The 21,380-nt window shown below is 27.9% G+C and carries 18 protein-coding genes and 1 tRNA gene; 15 read left to right on the forward strand and 4 right to left on the reverse strand.

Going from position 1 to position 21,380, the window contains the following annotated elements; genetic code table 11:
* Positions 1 to 101 precede the first annotated feature (101 nt).
* Positions 102 to 317 (forward strand): zinc ribbon domain-containing protein, encoded by a 216-nt coding sequence (locus FGL08_RS06600; protein WP_138210029.1) that lies wholly within the window; start codon positions 102 to 104, stop codon positions 315 to 317.
* A gap of 43 nt (positions 318 to 360) precedes the next feature.
* Positions 361 to 684 carry a thioredoxin family protein gene (locus FGL08_RS06605; RefSeq protein ID WP_138210030.1) on the forward strand — a complete coding sequence of 108 codons (324 nt, stop codon included), beginning with the start codon at positions 361 to 363 and terminating at the stop codon, positions 682 to 684.
* A 59-nt stretch (positions 685 to 743) separates the two neighbouring features.
* Here FGL08_RS06605 and FGL08_RS06610 read toward each other — a convergent pair whose 3' ends face one another.
* Positions 744 to 965 carry a YuzB family protein gene (locus FGL08_RS06610; RefSeq protein ID WP_138210031.1) on the reverse strand — a complete coding sequence of 74 codons (222 nt, stop codon included), beginning with the start codon at positions 963 to 965 and terminating at the stop codon, positions 744 to 746.
* 228 nt (positions 966 to 1,193) lie between these two features.
* On the opposite strand from FGL08_RS06610, the gene FGL08_RS06615 reads away from it, so the two are divergent.
* The 3 genes from FGL08_RS06615 to FGL08_RS06625 all read left to right on the forward strand — a co-directional run bounded on the left by FGL08_RS06615 (position 1,194) and on the right by FGL08_RS06625 (position 3,976).
* Complete coding sequence (locus FGL08_RS06615; protein WP_138210032.1) at positions 1,194 to 2,579, forward strand: radical SAM/SPASM domain-containing protein; 1,386 nt, start codon at positions 1,194 to 1,196, stop codon at positions 2,577 to 2,579.
* Between the two features lie 223 nt (positions 2,580 to 2,802).
* A tRNA-Glu gene (locus FGL08_RS06620) sits at positions 2,803 to 2,874 on the forward strand.
* A gap of 148 nt (positions 2,875 to 3,022) precedes the next feature.
* A complete protein-coding gene (locus FGL08_RS06625) occupies positions 3,023 to 3,976 on the forward strand; it encodes an aromatic acid exporter family protein (RefSeq protein WP_138210033.1) in 954 nt (317 codons plus the stop codon).
* A 92-nt stretch (positions 3,977 to 4,068) separates the two neighbouring features.
* On the opposite strand, the gene gltS is transcribed toward FGL08_RS06625, so the two are convergent.
* Positions 4,069 to 5,253 (reverse strand): sodium/glutamate symporter, encoded by a 1,185-nt coding sequence (gltS, locus tag FGL08_RS06630; RefSeq protein WP_138210034.1) that lies wholly within the window; start codon positions 5,251 to 5,253, stop codon positions 4,069 to 4,071.
* A gap of 200 nt (positions 5,254 to 5,453) precedes the next feature.
* Here gltS and FGL08_RS06635 point away from each other — a divergent pair, with 200 nt between their 5' ends.
* The 5 genes from FGL08_RS06635 (at position 5,454) to FGL08_RS06655 (ending at position 11,396) form a co-directional block, all read left to right on the forward strand.
* Entirely contained in the window at positions 5,454 to 6,677 is a 1,224-nt protein-coding gene (locus FGL08_RS06635) for a BaiN/RdsA family NAD(P)/FAD-dependent oxidoreductase (protein ID WP_138210035.1), read from the forward strand.
* Positions 6,678 to 6,750: 73 nt separating this feature from the next.
* Positions 6,751 to 7,416: a (d)CMP kinase gene (gene cmk / locus FGL08_RS06640; protein WP_138210036.1), complete on the forward strand. Its 666-nt coding sequence runs from the start codon at positions 6,751 to 6,753 to the stop codon at positions 7,414 to 7,416.
* On the forward strand, positions 7,416 to 9,329 hold the full coding sequence (locus FGL08_RS06645; protein ID WP_138210037.1) for a bifunctional 4-hydroxy-3-methylbut-2-enyl diphosphate reductase/30S ribosomal protein S1: 1,914 nt from the start codon (positions 7,416 to 7,418) through the stop codon (positions 9,327 to 9,329). Before cmk ends, FGL08_RS06645 begins: the two co-directional genes overlap by 1 nt.
* A gap of 100 nt (positions 9,330 to 9,429) precedes the next feature.
* Positions 9,430 to 10,485: a CotS family spore coat protein gene (locus FGL08_RS06650; protein ID WP_171011999.1), complete on the forward strand. Its 1,056-nt coding sequence runs from the start codon at positions 9,430 to 9,432 to the stop codon at positions 10,483 to 10,485.
* Positions 10,486 to 10,505: 20 nt separating this feature from the next.
* Positions 10,506 to 11,396, forward strand: a complete 891-nt coding sequence (locus tag FGL08_RS06655; protein WP_138210038.1) for a GNAT family N-acetyltransferase — start codon at positions 10,506 to 10,508, stop codon at positions 11,394 to 11,396.
* A gap of 102 nt (positions 11,397 to 11,498) precedes the next feature.
* Here FGL08_RS06655 and FGL08_RS06660 read toward each other — a convergent pair whose 3' ends face one another.
* Together FGL08_RS06660 and FGL08_RS06665 are read right to left on the reverse strand one after the other, a co-directional pair.
* On the reverse strand, positions 11,499 to 12,689 hold the full coding sequence (locus FGL08_RS06660; RefSeq protein WP_138210039.1) for a pyridoxal phosphate-dependent aminotransferase: 1,191 nt from the start codon (positions 12,687 to 12,689) through the stop codon (positions 11,499 to 11,501).
* Between the two features lie 124 nt (positions 12,690 to 12,813).
* Positions 12,814 to 13,986, reverse strand: a complete 1,173-nt coding sequence (locus FGL08_RS06665; RefSeq protein WP_138210040.1) for an aminotransferase-like domain-containing protein — start codon at positions 13,984 to 13,986, stop codon at positions 12,814 to 12,816.
* Positions 13,987 to 14,167: 181 nt separating this feature from the next.
* On the opposite strand from FGL08_RS06665, the gene miaB reads away from it, so the two are divergent.
* The 5 genes from miaB to hfq all read left to right on the forward strand — a co-directional run bounded on the left by miaB (position 14,168) and on the right by hfq (position 21,373).
* The gene (gene miaB / locus FGL08_RS06670; protein WP_138210041.1) at positions 14,168 to 15,493 is read left to right on the forward strand and encodes a tRNA (N6-isopentenyl adenosine(37)-C2)-methylthiotransferase MiaB; all 1,326 of its coding nucleotides are present in this window, start codon (positions 14,168 to 14,170) and stop codon (positions 15,491 to 15,493) included.
* A 20-nt stretch (positions 15,494 to 15,513) separates the two neighbouring features.
* Complete coding sequence (gene mutS / locus FGL08_RS06675; RefSeq protein WP_138210042.1) at positions 15,514 to 18,189, forward strand: DNA mismatch repair protein MutS; 2,676 nt, start codon at positions 15,514 to 15,516, stop codon at positions 18,187 to 18,189.
* Between the two features lie 12 nt (positions 18,190 to 18,201).
* A complete protein-coding gene (gene mutL / locus FGL08_RS06680) occupies positions 18,202 to 20,088 on the forward strand; it encodes a DNA mismatch repair endonuclease MutL (RefSeq protein WP_171012000.1) in 1,887 nt (628 codons plus the stop codon).
* Positions 20,089 to 20,100: 12 nt separating this feature from the next.
* Positions 20,101 to 21,042, forward strand: coding sequence for a tRNA (adenosine(37)-N6)-dimethylallyltransferase MiaA (gene miaA / locus FGL08_RS06685; RefSeq protein WP_138210043.1), 942 nt, complete (start codon positions 20,101 to 20,103; stop codon positions 21,040 to 21,042).
* 91 nt (positions 21,043 to 21,133) lie between these two features.
* Entirely contained in the window at positions 21,134 to 21,373 is a 240-nt protein-coding gene (gene hfq, locus FGL08_RS06690; RefSeq protein ID WP_138210044.1) for an RNA chaperone Hfq, read from the forward strand.
* Positions 21,374 to 21,380: the final 7 nt, after the last annotated feature.

Raw genomic sequence — 21,380 nt, forward strand, 5'->3', positions numbered from 1 at the left:
TATTTTGTATGAAAACAATTATACAAGATATATACATATTTTAAAATATAATATATTATTATAATTAAAGCAATATCATTTTGTACTAAGGTGGTGAGCATATGAGTGAGCTTAATTGTTTAAGATGTAACGGGAAAATGGAGTATTTAAAGGAATACAGATTTGACTCTCAAGATAATAATAGGGGTTTTTTAGGAAAAATTTTCGATGTAGAGGAGCAATTAATATTTAAGGTATATGTTTGTCATAGATGTGGACATAGTGAATTTTTCTATATGGGTGCTAAACATGGATTAGATGGATGGAATGATTGGTAATAAAGTATATCTAATTCACTTAGGAATATTATAGGGGGAATTTATGATTAAGTTAAAATCAATAGGAGAAATAGAAAACTTTATAGAAGAAAATAAGATTGCTCTCCTATATTTTTCATCCCAAGATTGTAATGTTTGTATTGAGTTATTATCTAAGATAGAGTCCTTATTAATGTCTTTCCCAAAGATTAATGCTAGGGAAGTTGAAATTGAAAAACTATTATTAATAACAGGTAAATACAGTGTGTTTACGCTTCCTTGTATAATTATATTTATTAAAGGAAAAGAGTCCATAAGAGAGGCTAGATTTATAAGTGTTAAAGAACTTCAAAATAAAATAGAAAAACTATATAAGTATATAAGATAATAATTATTTTATATAGTTATAAAGAGCTGCATTTAATGCAACTCTTTTTTATTTAAATTTTATTGTAATCTTGACTTTATATTTTCATATAACTCTTCTGGAGTTTCTCCAGTTATCATGTCAGAATCCATCATAGCATAAAAAGTTGCCATACATTCTCCACAATATCCAAGGCAGGGTTCTTGATATATTGTTAAATCACTAAATTCTACTTGTAATTTTTCTATAATAGTTTCTAAACCTTTGCTAACATTATTTTCACAAAAGAAAATTTCTTTCATTGTAATTCCTCCTAGGTAAAAGTTAATTAAAAAAACGTCTTTTAAATTTACTATTAAATAATAACATTTATCAATTAAAAAATCAATTGTTTTGTTAACTAATTATAATATTCCCCTACTTATATAATAAAAAACCATAAAATTTACGCATAATCATTAAAATATAAAATAAATATATAATATTAACTTAAATTTTCTTCTAAAGTCTTTCTATAAGGGGGCAATTTTATGGGCTTTAAAGATCTTATGAAAAAAGGTACAAAGGATGCTATAGTTAAAACCGGTTTAAGTTTACTTGAGAAAAATCCTGAAAAAAATGTTGAACGGTTATTTACAGTTATAAGGAAGGGTATAAAAGATGACCTTAATAGAGATGGTATAGAAAAAATAGAACAATATTATAAAGAAGTACCTTCAGTTAAAGAATATGTTGAAGATATTTTAAAAAATACAAATAGTATTGCATTAAAGAAATTTTTTTCAAACTTTGTTTCAAATGCCATATGGTATGGAGTTCCTAAAAGGGAAAGGGAAGGGGAGAGACATGACACAAAAATACCTTTTACTATTTTAATAAGTCCATCTATGAGATGTAATCTAAGTTGCGAAGGTTGTTATGCGGGTAATTATAGTAAAGATGATGATTTACCTTATAAAGAAGTAGATAGACTTATTGAAGAAGCTCGTAGTTTGGGTATATATTATATTATTATTCTTGGAGGAGAGCCTTTTTTTAATAAGTATATGTTAAAAATATATGAGAAATATAAGGATGTATATTTTACACCTTTTACAAATGGAACTTTGTTTGATGTAGAACTAGTAGAAAAATTAACTTCTTTAGGTAATGTAATGCCTATGTTTTCTTTAGAAGGTTTCAAAGAGGATACAGACAAACGTAGGTCTAAAGGTGTATTTGATTCCGTAATGAAAGGTATGGATTTATTAAAGGAAAAAGGAGTTCCTTTTGGTGTTTCCACTGCAACTGGAAAATATAATATAGACACTGTAACCTCCCATAAATTTATAGATATGATAATAGATAAAGGTGCTAGAATGATCTGGTATTTTATGTTTATGCCGGTTGGAAATAATCCAAAGGAAGAAATGGATTACATGCTTACACCTGAACAACGTCTAAAATTAGGCGAAACCACTAGAAAGATTAGAACAAGTAAAAAAATTTTTGCTATAGACTTTTTTAATGATGCACCGTATGTAGGTGGTTGCATTGCTGGAAAATATTATTGTCATATAAATTCTAAAGGAGATTTAGAACCTTGTATTTTTTCTCACTTTGCTACAGACAATATTCTTAATAAATCATTAGTAGAAGCTTTTAAATCGCTTTACTTTAAAGAGTTGAGAAAAAGACAACCATATAATCAAAATTTATTGATGCCTTGTCCTATGATAGATAATCCAAAAGAGTTAAGAAAAATAGTCAAAGATACTGGTGCTAAAGCCACTCATCCTAGTGCTGAATTAATGGTTACAGACAAAGAATTTATGAACAAATTAGATAAGCTTTCTAATGACTTTAAACCCTATGCAGAGAAAGCTTATAAAGAAGAATTTAATAATAAAGGCAATTATGAAATGTCCAAGGGTTAAAATATAACATATGTTATATTTTATAAAGATAAATCTAAAGACCTACAATTTTAGTTTTGTAAGTCTTTAGATTTATGCACCATCAATTAAATTTTAATTGGTGGTGTATAAAATACAACATTCATGTATATATTATACAAATAAATGTTAATAGTTCTATGCATATTAGCTATTGGACACTATTTAGAAATAGTTTTATAATAATTAATGTTGAAAACAATAAGGCTCCTTGGTCAAGTGGTTAAGACACCACCCTCTCACGGTGGTAACAGGGGTTCGAGTCCCCTAGGAGTCATTGCGTAATTGGTTTTAAAAGAACTAATCTTAAGATTGGTTCTTTTTATTTTTTATTAAGTTCATTTATGATATAATTTAAACAAACTCTTTTGTCGATGACTTAGAATCATCGACATTTTTTATTAAATATAAAAGGGGAGATTTATTTGAGATTTATCGGATTTAGAACTTTAAAAACTGCTATAGGAGCTACTTTAGCTATGATCATAGCAGAAAAGTTAGGTCTGAAATTCGCTGTTTCAGCAGGTATAATAACTATTTTAAGCTTACATAATACAAAGAAACAGTCTATAGAATTTGCATTTAAAAGGTTTATGTCTACTATATTAGCACTACTTATTTCCTGTATTTTATTTATGGTTTTAGGATTTAAAGCTATAGTTTTTGGTATATATCTTTTAATTTTTATACCACTAGCCGTAAGATTAAGAATTTCGGAAGGAATTGTCGTAAGTTCTGTATTGGTAACTCATATTTTATCTCAAAAATCAGTAAGTGTATTTTGGATTAAAAACGAACTTTTATTAATGTTTGTTGGAGCTGGAATAGCTATAATTTTTAATTTATATATGCCTAATATAGAAGCCCAACTTAAAGAAGATGAGAAATATATTGAAAATAATATGAAAGAAATATTCCTTCAAATGGCCATCACTTTAAGAAACCAATATGTTTCTATTTATGAAGAAAGTTTATTTAATAATCTAGAAGAACGATTAAATAAAGCACATAATAGGGCTTATACGCATTTTAATAATTATTTATTCCAAAATGAAAGTCCATATATTATGTACTTTGAAATGAGAAATATTCAGTTTCAAATACTAAAATATATGAGAAAACATTTTTTAAAGCTTTCAATGACCTTTGAGGAAACTTGTATAGTTGCTGAATTTACAGAAAGGGTTTCACATTCAATAGATGAGAATATAAGTACTGAAGAACTTTTGTTGGAATTAGAAGAGTTAAAAAAGTTTTTTAGAAAAAAGAAGTTGCCCGTTACACGAGAAGAGTTTGAAAATAGAGCTATATTATTTCAATTTTTAAATGATATTGAAAATTTTTTAGAAATTGAGAAAGAATTTTTAGAATATATATAAAGTTAAAAAATAAACATTATAAAAAGATTAAGTTATTAAAAAATAGAGTGTTAAAAAGCAAGTTTGAACTTACTTTTCACACTCTATTTTTATTATTTAAAGAAGTTTAATATTAGTGTTATAACTACAGAATTAGCAAAGTCAATAAAAAATGCACCAACTATGGGAAGAACAAAGAATGCTCTTGGAGCAGGACCAAACTTCTCAACTAATGCTTCCATATTAGCCATACCATTAGGTGTAGCACCCATTCCAAAACCACAGAAGCCTGATGATATTACTGCTGCATCATAATCTCTTCCACATAATCTAAAAGCTATAAAGTATGCAAATACAAACATTATAATAGCTTGAGCTACTAATATAACTATTAATGGAAGAGCTAGTTGGCTTAGTTCCCATAACTTTAAATTTATTAAGGCCATGGATAAAAATATATTAAGACCAATTCTACCTAATAGATCTGCACATTTTTCGTTGATTTCCAACTTATTTGTGGATTCACCTACATTTAAAATAAGAGATGCAATTACCATAGTTGTTATGTATGATGGGAAAGTTAACCCTAGTTTAGATAAATAATGTTCTAATATTGATCCTATACTTATGGATATCATTATAATAAATAATGTTTTAAATATCCCTTCATATGATAGAGATTCTTCTTTATTTTCATGTATAAGTTCAATTTCATGTATTGAATGTTCTAGGTTATTTTTTACTATAAGTTTTCTACCTACAGGGCCACCTAGTAGACTTCCAGTAATAAGTCCGAAAGTTGCTGCAGCCATAGCTGCTGTTGTAGCTCCAGCAAAGTTATAACTTTTTTCAAATAAAGCACCAAAAGCTGCACCTGTTCCATGCCCGCCGACCATTGTAACAGAGCCACATATAAGTCCTAAGAGTGGATTGGCATTCATTAACTTAGCGATTCCTATACCAATGAGGTCTTGTGAAAATATTAGCATAAGAGATACAAAAAAGAAGGCTATTACATGCTTTCCACCTTTTTTTATTAGTTTCACACTAGCAGTTAAGCCTATGGTGGTAAAAAACACCATCATAAAAGGTTTTTGAAGGGTTGTGTCTAAAGAAATTTCAAGTAAATTAGATTCCTTTAAAATTAAATTTAATATTGCAAAGATTAATCCTCCTATAACGGGAGAAGGTATGCAGAACTTGTCTAGGATTTTCACTCTGTTTTTTATTAAGTTTCCTAGATAATACACTAAAATTGCTAAAGTCATAGTTTGAAGCATGTCTAATTTTAGAATCATTTGTTGCACCCCCAGTTAGTATTGTGAAATTTCTAATAATTCATTTAATTCTAATGAAGACAATTATAATAAAAAAGCTTTTTAATGTCAAATATAAATTCCTGGTATGCCTATTAAACGTTATAGAAGCTAGACAAATATTTTAAATACAAATATACTATACCTATATGAATTTTACCTTATAAGGTGGGTGTTTTATATTGAGCAAGATTATAATAATAGGTGGTGGGCCAGCTGGGATAATGGCTGCCATAGCTGCGAGTAAAAATCATTCTGTGATTTTAATAGAAAAAAATGAAAAACTAGGTAAAAAACTTTTTATTACTGGTAAAGGAAGATGTAATGTAACTAACAATAAGGATATCTCTGAATTTTTTGATCAAGTTCCAAGAAATTCTCATTTTTTATATAGTTCTTTCTATACTTTTACCAATGAGGATACAAAGAATTTTTTTGAAAATGCTGGTGTTAAATTAAAAGTTGAAAGGGGAGACAGAGTTTTCCCACAAAGTGATAAATCTTCAGATATTATAAAAGCTTTAGAATGTAAATTAGAACAATCAAACGTAACGGTATTATTGAATAAAAAAGTTTCTAATATTGCATATACTGATAAGAAAATTAATTATATAGAATTTCAAGATGGATCAAAATTAGAAGGAGATTACTTTATTTTATGTACAGGAGGCGCATCATATCCTCAAACAGGATCTAACGGAGAGGGATATAAATTTTCACAAAAGCTAGGACATAGCATTAAAAATATTCAACCTGCTTTAGTTCCAATGGAAACTAAAGAGTCTTTTGTTAAGGAACTTCAAGGACTTTCTCTTAAAAATGTAGAGGTTACTTTTAAGCATAAGAACAAAATAATTTTTAAAGATTTTGGAGAAATGCTTTTTACTCATTATGGTATTTCTGGACCTTTAATATTAAGTGCTAGTGCTAAAATTTCCGAAGAAGCAACAAAAGATGGGTTGAGTGTCTTTGTTAATTTTAAACCAGCTTTAGGATTAAATGAGTTAGATAAGAGAATACAAAAAGACTTTAAAAAATATATAAATAAAGATTTTAAAAACTCTTTAAATGATCTCTTACCAAGTAAACTTATAGATACTATAATTGAGTTATCTGGAATAGATCCAAATAAAAAGGTTAATTTAATAACAAAGGAAGAAAGAAGAAGAATAGTAGAACTTTTAACTAGTATGGAACTTAATATAAAAAAATATAGACCAATTGCAGAAGCAATAATAACATCAGGTGGAATAAATACAAAAGAAATTGATTCATCTACTATGAAATCTAAGATAATATCTAACCTTTCTTTTGCAGGTGAAATTATAGATCTTCATGCATTTACAGGAGGATACAATCTTCAAATAGCTTTCTCTACAGGATACATAGCTGGTATAAGTATTTAATACTTGTTATTAAGACAGATTTTTATTATTATATATAATATAATTATATATTAAAATGAAAGGCGTGAAATAATTGAGATATAACATTGCAATAGATGGACCAGCGGGAGCAGGCAAAAGCACTATTGCTAAACTTCTTGCAAAAGAACTAAATTTAATGTATATAAATACAGGTGCTATGTATAGGGCGGTTGCATATCTTGCACTTAAAAATAATATAGATGAAACAATGAATAAAGACCTGGAAGAACTTATCGATAAAAGTGATATGTATTTTCAAGGTGATAATTTAATTTTAAATGGAATAGATGTACAAGACCAAATTACTACTCCATATATAAGCAATAATGTTTCTAAATATGCTGCAAATAAATTAGTGAGGCAGAAACTTGTATTATTACAACAAAAGATAGCCTTGAAACATGATGTTGTAATGGATGGTAGAGATATATGTACAGTAGTTCTTAAAGATGCTGCTTTTAAGTTCTTTCTTACAGCTTCACCAGAAGAGAGAGCTACTAGAAGGTATAATGAACTAAGAAATAAAAACATGGATGTAGAATTCAATTCCATATTAAATGATATAATTAAGAGAGATGAGTACGACTCTACGAGAAAAGTAGATCCGTTAAAAAGGGCAGATGATGCTATACTTGTAGATTCTACTGGTAAGACAATAAAAGAAGTAGTAGATTCTATGATAGGTTATATAAATCCTATTATAATGGAGGACAAATGATGAAGAATATAAAATTAGCTGATAGTGCCGGGTTTTGTTTTGGAGTTAAAAGAGCAGTAGATACAGCTATAAATTCTAAAAATGAAGTTAATAAAAGTATATTTACTTTAGGACCTTTAATTCATAACAATGATGTAGTTAACAAATTAAAAGATAATAATATAGAAGCAGTTGATTTTAATGAAATAGATACATTGAAAAATGGGGATACTATTATTATAAGATCTCATGGGGTTAAGCCTTCTGTAAAATCAGAATTAATTAATAGAGGATTTGATGTTATAGATGCCACATGTCCTTATGTTACAAATATTCATAAAAAGGTTGCTAAATACTATGATGAAGGTTATAAAATAATAATTCTTGGGGATGAAAATCATCCTGAAGTTATAGGTATAAATGGAAGTTGTAATGATGATGCAATCATAACAAAAGACGGTAGTAATTTATACGATTTAAAGGGGAAAGTTTGCTTGGTATCTCAGACCACAGAAAAACAAAGTAGCTGGCAAAAGGTTTTATGTGTGGTTACCGAAAAGTGTAAAGAAGTTATTGCATTTAATACTATATGTAATGCCACAGAGGTACGACAAAGTTCAGCCATGAAATTATCTAAAACTGTAGATGCCATGGTTGTTATTGGTGGTAAAAATAGTTCAAATACTACTAAGTTATATGAGATATGTAAAGAAAATTGTAAAAATACTTACCATATTGAGAATGCCAGTGAACTTCCAGAAGAGTTAAGATATTTTGAGAATATTGGTGTTACTGCCGGAGCTTCAACGCCACAATGGATAATTGAGGAGGCAATAAGAAAAATGGAAAACATGGATAATATAGAATCTGAAACAAATGAACAATTAGAATATATGAAAGAGAATGAAACAGATATATATATTGGAAAAGTGGTAAAAGGAGAGGTTATCTCTATAAATTCAAAAGAAGTGTTTATAAACTTAAATTATAAATCAGAGGGAGTATTACCTTTAAATGAAATAACTAGTGATGAGCATTTTAAAATTGAAGATATGTTTAAGCTAGGTGATATGGTAGAAGCCAAAGTTATACAGGTAAGAAATTCTGATGGAAATGTAGTTTTATCTAGAATAGAATTTGAAAGAGAAGAAGGCTATAAAGATCTTAAGGATTCATTTGATTATAATCAAATGATAAATATAAGACTAAAGGAAGAAGTAAAGGGAGGCCTTGTAGGTAATTATAAAGGTATAAAAGTATTCTTACCTGCCTCTCAAATACAAGTTGGATATGTAGATAACTTAGGTGAATTTATAGGAAAAGATTTAGATGTTATAGTTATAGAATTTAATAGAGAAAGACATAATACTAAAATTGTGGTATCTAGAAAAGTTTTATTACAAAAAGAGAAAGAATCTAGGGAAGATGAAAGCTGGAATTACTTAAAAAAAGATACTATTGTTGAGGGTGTTGTTAGAAGAATTAATAGTTTTGGTGCATTTATAGAAGTGAATGGTATAGATGGTTTGCTTCACATTTCACAAATATCTTGGGGTAAAGTTGAGGATATCAATAAACAACTTAAAATTGGTGAAATAATTAAAGTGTATGTATTAGATGTTGATAAAGAAAATAAAAAACTTTCCTTAAGCTTAAAAAAACTTTCTAGCAATCCATGGGACAGTGCAGATGAAAAATACCCTGTTGGAAGTATAGTTCTAGGTAAAGTTGTTAGATTTTCTGATTTTGGAGCCTTTGTGGAATTGGAACCTGGAATGGATGCATTATTACATGTATCTCAAATTAGCCATGTTAGAATTGATAAACCTACAGATGTATTAGAAATAGGACAGAATATAAAGGCTAAAATTATTGAGGTAGATTCAGAAAAAAGAAGAGTTTCTTTAAGTACAAAAGAATTAATGGATATTTAATATAAAAAACGCGATTTATTCGCGTTTTTTATATGTTACATAAGTAATATATTTCTTAATTTATAATATAATTTAGTATCGATGATTTTGGAGGGTATATTTGAATAATTATAATAATCTATTAAATGATATTATAAGTGAAAAAGAATTAAATAACATATCATATGTTTGCAGTAAGTATTCTATAGATCTAAAAAAAGCCTATAAGGTTAGAAGTGCATATAAAATAATAGATACTTTAGATAATATATATTGTTTAAAAAGAATGAAAAGTGGTAAAAAGAAAATAATTAACTCATATAAACTTACGGAAGACCTAATTAGTAATGGTTTTACAAATACTCCAAGATACTTAATTACTAAAAAACGTGAAATTTATGTTACCCATAAGGGATATATATTCTTAATGACTGAATGGATAGATGGAAGAGAATGTGATTTTAGCGATTTAGAAGAAGCTAAGGATGCTGTGAAACTCTTAGCTAAATTTCATATTGCTTCACAACAAATAAATACTAAGGGATATAAATTAAAAAATTGTTTAAAGAACTGGCCTGAAATATATAATAAGTGCATAAAAGATATGAATAGTTATAAACTAACTATAAATAAAAAAATTTTAAAAAATGATTTCGATTATTTATATTATGAGAATATAGATACTTTTATTGAGAGGTCATTGAATTCTCTTAATCTTTTAAATATATCCTGTTATTATAGATTAAGTAAAGATGCTAAGAAACAAAAACCAATATGTCATAGAAGTTTTTATTATCAAAATGTAATAAAAAAGGATGATACGTACTTTTTAATAGACTTAAATCGTATTATTATAGATTTAAGGATTAATGATTTAGGTAGGTTTATAAGGAGATTAATGGACAAAAAATATTACAATTGGAATTTTGAAAAGGCTAAAGAACTTATAATGTCATATAACTCCGTATATCCCTTAAGTAAGGAAGAATTAGAAATAATGCTTTCTTTAATAATGTTTCCTCATAAGTTTTGGAAACTTGGAAAAAAGAGATATAAAAAACATAAAAAATGGACCGAAACTAAATATAGAAAAAAATTAGATAAAATTTTAGAATCTATAGAAAAACAGGACATATTTTATAAAGAATATATATATTTCCTTAACAAATATAAATAATTAAATAGAGGATTAAAAATATGGTAGTATGGGAAAATATAAAGAAAGATAATATTGAAAAGCTGAAACAACTTAATAATTATAATAAGCAATTTAATGCTCTAAATAAAGATTTTTTAAACATATATAGTAGATCTAATTTATTTAAACGTTTCTTTTTGAGAAAGAAGGCTAAAGTATTGAAATATGATAATGAAATTATAGGGTTTATATGGGTTAATTCCTTTAAAAAAATTAAATGTACTATAAATCAATTTTACACTTTATCTGAAATTAATCTAGAAATAATTGCATCTGATATATGGAAAATATTCAACAAATCTTCTGGTGCAATGTATAAATGTGAGGATAATGAACTAAATGAAAATTTACTTTCAAAGTTACATTTTAAAAAGCATAAAAGTATTGTAGAAATGGAATTACATTTAGATGCTTTAAAAAAATATATAATCAATCAAGCAAATACAAATGTAGAAATAGAGTATTTTGAGGAAGGTATTCATGAACAAATACGTTGCAATGTACAAAATGCTGTATTTGGAAATGAAAACCGTACTCCTATAAACATTAATGATATTTTAGAAGATGAAAAACAAGACTATTATATAGAGGGTGCTTCACTATTTTTAAAATTACATGGAAATTATATAGGATATGGTCAACTAATTTTAGAGGATGACTATTTAACCATTGTGAATTTTGGAATAGTACCAGAGTATAGAGGAAAAGGATATGGGAAAATTCTTTTAAATGAACTTATAGAACTCGCTTTTAAAATTTGTTCAGAGGATAAAATTTTAAAATTAAAGGTGCACAATATTAATAGAACAGCGATAAATCTTTATAAGTCTTTTGGATTCAAATGTTATAAAAAAAGAAGTACATGGTTTATAGGAAAAATGGAGAGCTAAAGAAGGTAATCTAGGAATTGCTTTTTAGCTCTCCTTTATTTTATATAGCTAGTTTACTATTAGCTATAGTTCGCATAATAATAAGCATTAAAAGGTTTATTTTTAAAGGTTTGTATATTCTTTGATAGCCACTGCTAAAATATCCATAGCTTCTTCTAAAGCTGATGAATTTATACAATAAGAAATTCTTATTTCATCTTTGCCTAAACCTTCTGTTGCATAGAATCCTTCTGCTGGGGCAACCATTACAGTTTTATTATTATAATTAAAATCAGTTAGTAACCATTTAGCAAAATCTTCTCCAGATTTAATAGGAAGTTTTGCTACAACATAGAAAGCTCCATTAGGTTTTTCACAAATAACTCCTGGTATCATTGATAGTTTTTCATACAATATATTTCTTCTTTTTTCATATTCTTTTAATACATCATTAAAATAGCTTTTAGGTGTATTAATTAGATTAGCACAAGCTAATTGTTCTATAGTTGGAACACAAAGCCTTGATTGGGCAAGTTTTAAAACCCCACTCATTAATTCTTTGTTTTTAGAAGCTAGAAGTCCTATTCTAGCACCACAAGCACTGTAGCGTTTTGATACAGAGTCAATTAAAATTACCCTGTCTAATACATCTTCTAGGTATAGGGCAGATGTATATTCTAAATTATCATAAACAAATTCCCTATAAACTTCATCGGCTATTAGGTAGATATTAAACTGTTTTGCAATATCTCCAAGCATTCTAATTTCTTCTTTAGTATAAACAACACCTGTAGGATTTCCCGGATTAGATATCATAATGGCTCTTGTTTTATCGGTAATTTTACTTATAATCTCTTCTTTTTTCGGAAGATGAAATCCATCTTCAGCTTTAGTTTGAAATGGGACAACTTTAGCATCTACTATAGCTGAAAAGCTATTATAGTTAGTATAAAAAGGTTCAGGAATTATTATTTCATCTTCTGGGTCACAAATAGCCATTAAAGCAAATGTGATTGCTTCTGAACCTCCATTTGTTATAATTATATCATCCTTATCAAAATTTATATCCCACTCTTTATAATATTTTCTGAAGCTATCAATAAGTTCACTAAGTCCTTGTGAGTTTGCATATTTAAGAACTTTTTCATCATAGTTACGTAACCCTTCTATAAATGTTCTTGGAGTGTCTATATCTGGTTGACCAATATTTAAATGATATACTTTAATACCTCTATCTTTAGCATTATCACCAAGCGGGATTAGCTTTCTAATCGGTGAAAATTGCATTTCTTTAATCCTATTAGACAAATTCATTTTTTTACCCCCACAATTCCTATCTACTTTATATAAAAAAACAAGAAAATTGAAATTAAATTCATTTAATTGAAAGAATTCTATTATATTTTAAACCATTTGCATGACTTCTTTCAAGTGCTACTTACAAATTCTTTCCTAACCTCTGTATTCCTTCAAATATTTTTTCTTCATTTACCGAGGAAAAATTTACACGCAAGTGTTTATTATCATTTCCGTTTGCAAAAAAAGCATCTCCTAATACAAAAGCTACTTGTACATCCAAAGCCCTATTTAAGAATTCTTTTGAAGTATATTTATTATGTATCTCTATCCAGGTAAATATACCACCTTCAGGATATGTTGTACTAATATAAGATGGAAGATAATTAGCTATTGCATTTAAAATTACATTTCCTCTATTTTTATACACTCCTCTTAATTTGTTTATATGAGAGTCTAAATCATACTTTTTTAAGTATTCATAGGTTATTATCTGATTAAAAGTACTTGGTTGAAGATCGGCTCCTTGCTTACAAAGAATATATTTTTGTATTAAATCTTCTTCTGCACAAACCCAACCTATTCTAAATGCAGGACATAGTGTTTTAGAAAATGTGCCTAGATATATTACATAGCCATTCTTATCAAAACTTTTTATACTTGGAAGTATCCTTCCTTCAAAGGAAAGCTCGGAATAAGGACTATCTTCAATTATAGGTACTTTATATTTAGATGCTAGGAATGCTAAATATTCTCTTTTTGTCTTAGACATTGTAATACCCGTTGGATTTTGAAAATCTGGTATAGTATATATAAACTTTATATTTTTATGTTTTTTTAATAAATTTTCAAGAAGATTTAAATCCATACCATCACTTTCCATAGGCACTTCTAATATATTTGGTTCATATGCTTTAAATGCAGAAAGAGCTCCTAAATAGGTAGGCCTTTCGCAAATTATATTATCACCTTTATCTATAAAAAGTTTTGCAGATAAATCTAGTCCTTGCTGCGCTCCACTGGTTATCATTATATTTTTTAATGAGGATTTCACACCGAATTTTGGCATCTTAATTTGTGATATAGTATGTCTTAAAGGAGTATACCCTTCTGTGGCACCATACTGAAATGCTGTATTTGAATAATTATCTATTATATTAATACTTATTTCTTTAAGCTGGCTGATGGGAAACATTTCTGATGCCGGAAATCCTCCAGCAAAAGATATAATATCACTTTTTTCAGCTAGCTTTAAAAAGTCTCCTAGTTCATGTGTATTAATGTTATCTATTCTAGTTGAAAAATTAAAATTCATATTAACATGTATCTCCTTTAAATTAATGAATCTATTATACATCAGTACATAATTTATTTTCAACTATACTAAGTTTGTCTTCAATAAGATTAAAGCTATAAAAACACTTTAAAAATATACTTTTTTTATATATAATAAAGAATTAGTAATAAGTATTATTATGTAGAAGAGGAGACTATAAATGAGCAAAAAATTAAAGTATTATATAGAAACATGGGGATGTCAAATGAATGAAGAGGATTCTGAGAAAATATCTGGAATGCTTAAGCTTAAAAATTATGAATATGTTAATAATAGAGAAGATGCTGATTTGATCGTTTTTAATACATGTTGTGTTAGAGAAAATGCTGAACAAAAAGTATTTGGTCATTTAGGTATGTTAAAAAAATTAAAGGAAAAGAATAAAGATTTAATAATAGCTGTATGTGGGTGTATGACTCAACAAAAAGGTATGGCAGAAGAAATAGCTAAAAGATTCCCATTTGTAGATATTATAATAGGGACTCATAATTCATATAAATTTTCTGAGTATTTAAATAGAGTTTTAGGGGGAGATAGACCAATTATAGATGTTTGGGACAAGGAAAAAGATATAGTTGAAGATATGCCAGTAGACAGATTAAGTTCTATAAAAGCTTTTGTTACTATTATGTACGGATGTAACAACTTTTGCACTTATTGCATAGTGCCTTATGTAAGAGGAAGGGAAAGAAGTAGACGCCCTGAAGAAATAGAAAAAGAAATTAAATCACTTGTGTCACAAGGGTATAAAGAAATCACTTTACTTGGTCAAAATGTAAATTCTTACGGAAAAGGATTAGTTCCCGATATTAACTTTGCAGGACTACTAAGAAGATTAAATGAAATTGAAGGGTTAGAAAGAATAAGATTTATGACATCTCATCCTAAGGATCTATCAAATGAAGTTATACATGCTATAGCAGAATGTGATAAATTATGTGAGCATATACATCTTCCAGTGCAATCTGGTTCAAGCTCTATGTTAAAGAAAATGAATAGACATTATACTAAAGAACAGTACTTGGAATTAGTAGAAAATATTAAGAAAGAAATTCCTGATGTATCTTTATCTACAGATATTATAATAGGATTCCCAGGTGAGACTGAAGAAGATTTTAACGATACCCTAGAACTTGTTAAAACTGTAGGGTATGATTCAGCATTTACTTTCTTATATTCAAAGAGAAAGGGTACACCAGCTGAAAAATATGAAGAACAAGTTTCGGAAAAAATTAAGCATGAAAGATTTGATAGATTAGTTGAAGTAGTTAATGAAATCTCAGAAAAGAAAAATAAAGCTTATGAGGGCAAAGTCGTAGAAGTTTTAGTTGAAGGTTTGAGTAAAAATGATGAGACTAAACTCATGGGTAGAACTAGAACTTCAAAATTAGTAAACTTTACAGGAAACTCAAGTAATATAGGAAAACTTGTAAATGTTAAAATAACAGAAGCAAAATCATTTTCACTTCTAGGAGAAGAAGTGTAATTTAAGAGGAGGAGATAAACTTGGCATTAACTCCTATGATGACACAATACATGTCTATAAAAGAAGGATGTAAAGATTGCATTCTATTTTTTAGACTAGGCGATTTTTATGAGATGTTTTTTGAGGATGCAGTAATAGCATCTAGAGAGTTAGAACTAGTTTTAACTGGGCGAGATTGTGGATTAGAAGAAAGAGCCCCTATGTGTGGAATACCATATCATGCAGCTAATAATTACATAAGTAGACTTATTTCAAAGGGATATAAGGTTGCTATATGTGAGCAAGTAGAGGATCCTTCTAAATCTAAAGGTATAGTCAAAAGGGATATAATAAGAATAGTAACTCCTGGTACCTATACGGATACATCTTTTCTTGAAGAAGGTAAAAATAATTTCTTAATGTGTATTTATTTTAATAAAAACACAGGAGAAGTAAGCATAAGTTCCTCAGATATTTCTACTGGTGAATTTTACTGTACCTTAGGTAATTTAACACACACTCAAATATTGGATGAGATTTCAAAATTTAAACCTTCCGAAATACTTCTTAGAAAAGACGGAGCAGAAGATTTAATAGAAAATATTAGGGAGAGATTTTCAGCTACTTTAACTTTCTATGATGAAGACTATTTAGAAGAAGCTCTTGAATTAGACATAAAACAAAAGATTGAAAATCTAAAAGAGAATATTAAAGATACTCTTAAGTCTTCTATAAATGTTTTACTTAAATATATAAATCACACACAAAAAACTCTCTTATCTAATATTACTTCTATTGAATATTATCAAATTGTAGATTATTTAATAATAGATAATAATTCTAGAACTAATTTAGAACTTACTGAAAGCATGAAGGAAAGAAATAAGAAAGGGTCTCTTTTATGGGTTTTAGATAAGACTTCAACCTCTATGGGTGCTAGAAGACTTAGAAAATGGGTTGAACAACCTTTACTTAATAAAGAAGTAGTATTAAAAAGGCAAAATGCAGTAGAAGCGCTTATAAACAATGTATTTGCCCATGAAGATTTAAAAGAAGCTTTATCAGGAATTTATGATATTGAAAGATTGGTTGGAAAGATAAGCTCTAAAAATGTTAATGCAAAGGAACTCATAGGTCTTAAAAATTCCATATGTAAGCTTCCAAGCATAAAAAACATATTAAGTGAGTTTGAAAGTAATGTTCTTAAAGATTTATGTAATAGGCTAGATACATTAAATGATATATATATGTTATTAGATAGCTCTATTAAAGAAGATGCTCCAAATACCTTAAAAGATGGTAACATAATAAAAGATGGTTACGATGATGATATAGATACCCTAAGATATGCCAGATCTCATGGTAAGGAATGGATAGCTAATTTAGAAAAAGAAGAGAAGAATATTACTGGAATAAAATCTTTAAAAGTAGGATACAATAAAGTATTTGGATATTATATAGAAGTAACTAAGAGTAATTTAAATTTAGTACCAGAAGATAGGTATATAAGAAAGCAAACTTTAAGTAATGGAGAGCGTTACATAACGCCAGAGCTTAAAGAAATGGAAGCTAAGGTTCTTGGTGCAGAGGAAAAGTTAACTTCATTGGAATATAACTTATTTATAAATATAAGAGACAGTATAGAAAAAGAAATAGAAAGAATGAAGGCAACAGCAACTATAATATCTGAACTTGATTGTTTAAATTCACTAGCTACCGTAGCAAAAGAAAATAACTATGTAAAACCTATAATAAATGAAGATGGGATAATAGATATAAAAGAGGGAAGACATCCAGTAGTTGAAATTACTCTAACAGGAAATTCTTTTGTTGAGAATGATACTTGTCTTGACAATGAAGAAAATAGGTTGTTGCTTATTACAGGTCCAAATATGGCAGGAAAATCTACTTTTATGAGGCAAGTTGCTTTAATTACCTTAATGGCTCAACTAGGAAGTTTTGTACCTGCAAAACATGCTAATATATCTATATGTGATAGAATATTTACAAGAATAGGGGCATCTGATGACTTAGCCTCTGGAAAAAGTACCTTTATGGTAGAGATGTGGGAAGTTGCAAATATACTAAAAAATGCTACTAAAAATAGTCTAGTTATATTAGATGAAGTTGGTAGAGGAACAAGTACTCACGATGGTTTAAGTATTGCTTGGGCGGTTATAGAGCATATAAGCAAAGAGGATACTTTAAAATGTAAGACCTTATTTGCAACTCACTATCACGAACTTATTAAATTAGAAAAAGAAATACCTGGAGTTAAAAATTATTCCATAGCTGTAAAGAAAATAGATAATGAAGTTGTATTCTTAAGAAAGATAATAAAAGGTGGAACTGATGAATCTTATGGTATAGAGGTTGCAAAGTTAGCTGGATTACCAAATGATGTTATAGAAAGAGCGAAAGAGATTTTAATAACATTAAAAGAAGACTCAATATCTGATACTAAAAAAGATGAATCTACAATTTTAAAGGATTCTACAAATTGCCCAACTATTAAAAATCATAATAATATAATAAAAGAAACTCATATTAAGAAGACAAATGAAAATGATATAGTACAAATTAGCTTTGAGGACATAGAAAAAAGTGAATTTTTTAATGAAATTTGTGATATAGATATTTTAAATTTAACACCTATGGATGGATTCAATAAGCTGTTTGAAATTATTCAAAAAGCTAAAAATTTAAAAGAAAGCTAGGTGTTTAAAGCTATGATAGATAAATTGAATAGAATTAACTTATTATCTGAAGATACATCAAATAAAATAGCTGCTGGAGAGGTTGTAGAAAGACCTGCTTCAGCAGTAAAAGAATTAATTGAAAATTCTATAGATGCAGGAGCAAAAAATATATCGATTTCAATAGAAGATGGTGGAGAAACATCCATAATAGTGTCTGACGATGGAAAAGGAATTCATCCAGAAGATATTAGGCTTGCCTTTGTTCCACATGCTACAAGTAAAATAATAGATATCAATGATATATATAACATAACTTCTCTTGGTTTTAGGGGTGAAGCCCTAGCGAGTATAGCATCTGTATCTAAGGTATCACTAAAAAGTAGGAAACCTGAATTTGTGGAAGGTAAAGAAATAATAATTGAAGGTGGGAATATAGTAGATTTTAAAGATGTAGGTTGTAGTATAGGAACTACCATTGAAATTAGAGGCTTATTTTTCAATGTACCAGCAAGACAAAAATTTTTAAAATCTTCTAAACGAGAAGCTGCTATTATATCGGATATGATTCTTAAAATAGCACTATCTCATAGTGAAATAGCCTTTAAGTATATTAGCAATGGTAAGCAGGTTTTTTCAACTAGTGGTAATGGAGATTTATTAGAAAATATAAGGGTTTTATATGGAAAAGAGGTCTATAAAAATGTAACTTTTTTTGAAGGACATAGTGATGTAGTATCTGTATATGGTTATATTGGGAATGCTGATATAAGCCGCGGTAGTAGGAATCGTCAAAGTATTTTTGTAAATAAAAGAAGTATTAACAGTAAGCTTATAACTGCAGCTATAGAAAATGCTTTTAAATCATTTTTAACAGTAAATAAATTTCCTTTCTTTACAATACTTATAGATATATATCCTGAATTTGTTGATGTAAATGTCCATCCTACAAAATCAGAAATAAAATTTAAAGACGAAAGATTTATTTTTAAATTTATCTTTGATTCCGTACATCATGCACTAAAAGACTCTTTAAAAAACTCCTTTAATGTTACTTTAAGTGAAAATAAATTTGAAAATATCTACTTAAAAAACCACAACGAAGAAAGTACTAATGAAAGAATTCAAGAAAAAATGGATTTAGGCACAGATACTATGGCACTGGAAAGTTTACAGAATAATTCTATATATTATAAAGGTAGTAAAGAAGACATTTTTAAAGCTCCCAAAGAAACTAAAAGTTCAATTGAAGATGAACAACAAAATTTAAGCTATAATACAAATTATAAAGCTATAAATGAGGAATTAACTACTATACCTATAGAAGTAAAGAAATCTAAATTTCCCGAGGTTAAAATTATAGGTCAATTTAATAATTCTTATATCTTAGGAGAAGCTTTCAAGGAATTATATATAATTGATCAACATGCAGCCCATGAGAAAATTTTATTTGAAAGATATATGGAAGAAATAAAAAATAGGGAAGTTATATCTCAAGTTTTAGCCTTTCCTCAGGTTCAAGAACTTAGTCAAGAAGATTATGCTTTATATTATGAAAATAAAGAAGTTTTTTTTAATACAGGTTTTAATATAGAGCCCTTCGGTGAAAACACTATTAGTATAAGGGAAGTTCCCATATTTTTAGGTGAAACTGATGTTAATAATCTTTTTAATGATATATTAGAAGATCTAAAAAACATGGGTAAAGGTGAGAAGGAACAAGTTAGGTATTTAAAAATAGCCACTCTCGCTTGTAAAGCAGCAGTAAAAGCAAATCATAATTTATCTATAGAAGAGATGTCTCATCTTTTAAATGAGCTTAGATTTATAGATCAACCTTTTACTTGTCCGCATGGTAGACCAACTATAATTAAATATACGTTGAAAGAAGTAGAGAAAGTATTTAAAAGAATTCAATAAAGAGGTATATATATGAAAAAAGATTTGTTCATTTTATCTGGACCAACAGCTATTGGAAAAACAGATATATCTATAAAACTTGCAAAGCTTTTAGATGGGGAAATTATCTCAGCTGATTCTATGCAAATATATAAGCATATGGATATAGGTTCTGCTAAAATTAATAAGAATGATATGGATGACATACCACATCATTTAATTGATTTTGTAGATCCTAGAAGGGAATTCAGTGTATCAGAATTTGCAAGTCTCTCAAAAGAAAAGATAGAGGATATAAAAAACAGAGGTCATTTGCCTATGTTAGTAGGTGGAACTGGTCTATATCTTGATTCTTTAATATTTAATTATAATTTTGCAGAGAGTAATCGTGATGAAGAATATCGAGAATATCTTAGGCAATTGGCAGAGGAGAAAGGAAAAGAACATATACATCAAATGTTAAAGGACGTAGACTTGGAATCCTATAACAGACTTAGCGTAAAAGATCTTAAAAGAAATATAAGAGCTTTAGAAGTTTATAAAACTACTGGCAAAACTATACGAGAAATTAATGAAGAAAGGGATATATATGATATACCTTACAATATATATTATTATGTACTAAACATGAACCGTAATAATTTATATGAAAGAATTAATAAAAGGGTAGATATAATGTTAGAACAAGGTCTTATAGATGAAGTTAAAGATTTAATTTCCATGGGGCTAAGTGAAGATACTCAATCTATGAAAGGGATAGGGTATAAAGAAATTATACAATATCTTAAAGGTAAGATTTCATATGAAGAAGCTGTATATCTAATCAAAAAAGGAACTAGAAATTATGCTAAGAGACAGCTTACTTGGTTTAGAAAAGATAAAAGAGTTATATGGGTATATAAAGATGACTTTTCTTCAGAGGGAGATATTATAAACTATATATATAAGGATTTCTTAAAAAGAAAAATAAATTAATAATAATTAATTAAAACTTAAAAGGATTTTAAGTAGACTTATAGAATAATTAATTTAAAGTACTTTTAATGGTACAAACGGAGGGTATGATATGAATAATAAATTAAATAGTAATTTGCAAGATATTTTCTTAAATAATGCTAGAAAGAATAAAATAGCGGTTAATATTAGATTACTCAATGGATATAGTCTAAAAGGATTTGTAACGGGTTTTGATAGTTTTACAGTATTTTTGGACTGTAATGGAGAGCAAATACTAATATATAAACATGGAATATCAACAATTACACCTCAAAAACCGATTCTATATAATAATAATCTAAATAAATAATAATAAA

Source organism: Hathewaya histolytica, assembly GCF_901482605.1.
Lineage (GTDB): Bacteria > Bacillota > Clostridia > Clostridiales > Clostridiaceae > Hathewaya > Hathewaya histolytica.

Excerpts from the sequence above, each read along its gene's own strand:
- FGL08_RS06655 (WP_138210038.1), top strand. The coding sequence starts at position 10,506 with ATGGTAGTATGGGAAAATATAAAGAAAGATAATATTGAAAAGCTGAAA.
- miaB (WP_138210041.1), top strand. The coding sequence starts at position 14,168 with ATGAGCAAAAAATTAAAGTATTATATAGAAACATGGGGATGTCAAATG.
- FGL08_RS06665 (WP_138210040.1), bottom strand. The coding sequence starts at position 13,986 with ATGAATTTTAATTTTTCAACTAGAATAGATAACATTAATACACATGAA.
- FGL08_RS06645 (WP_138210037.1), top strand. The coding sequence starts at position 7,416 with ATGAAGAATATAAAATTAGCTGATAGTGCCGGGTTTTGTTTTGGAGTT.
- gltS (WP_138210034.1), bottom strand. The coding sequence starts at position 5,253 with ATGATTCTAAAATTAGACATGCTTCAAACTATGACTTTAGCAATTTTA.
- FGL08_RS06615 (WP_138210032.1), top strand. The coding sequence starts at position 1,194 with ATGGGCTTTAAAGATCTTATGAAAAAAGGTACAAAGGATGCTATAGTT.
- mutL (WP_171012000.1), top strand. The coding sequence starts at position 18,202 with ATGATAGATAAATTGAATAGAATTAACTTATTATCTGAAGATACATCA.
- FGL08_RS06660 (WP_138210039.1), bottom strand. The coding sequence starts at position 12,689 with ATGAATTTGTCTAATAGGATTAAAGAAATGCAATTTTCACCGATTAGA.
- FGL08_RS06605 (WP_138210030.1), top strand. The coding sequence starts at position 361 with ATGATTAAGTTAAAATCAATAGGAGAAATAGAAAACTTTATAGAAGAA.
- FGL08_RS06610 (WP_138210031.1), bottom strand. The coding sequence starts at position 965 with ATGAAAGAAATTTTCTTTTGTGAAAATAATGTTAGCAAAGGTTTAGAA.
- miaA (WP_138210043.1), top strand. The coding sequence starts at position 20,101 with ATGAAAAAAGATTTGTTCATTTTATCTGGACCAACAGCTATTGGAAAA.
- FGL08_RS06600 (WP_138210029.1), top strand. The coding sequence starts at position 102 with ATGAGTGAGCTTAATTGTTTAAGATGTAACGGGAAAATGGAGTATTTA.
- hfq (WP_138210044.1), top strand. The coding sequence starts at position 21,134 with ATGAATAATAAATTAAATAGTAATTTGCAAGATATTTTCTTAAATAAT.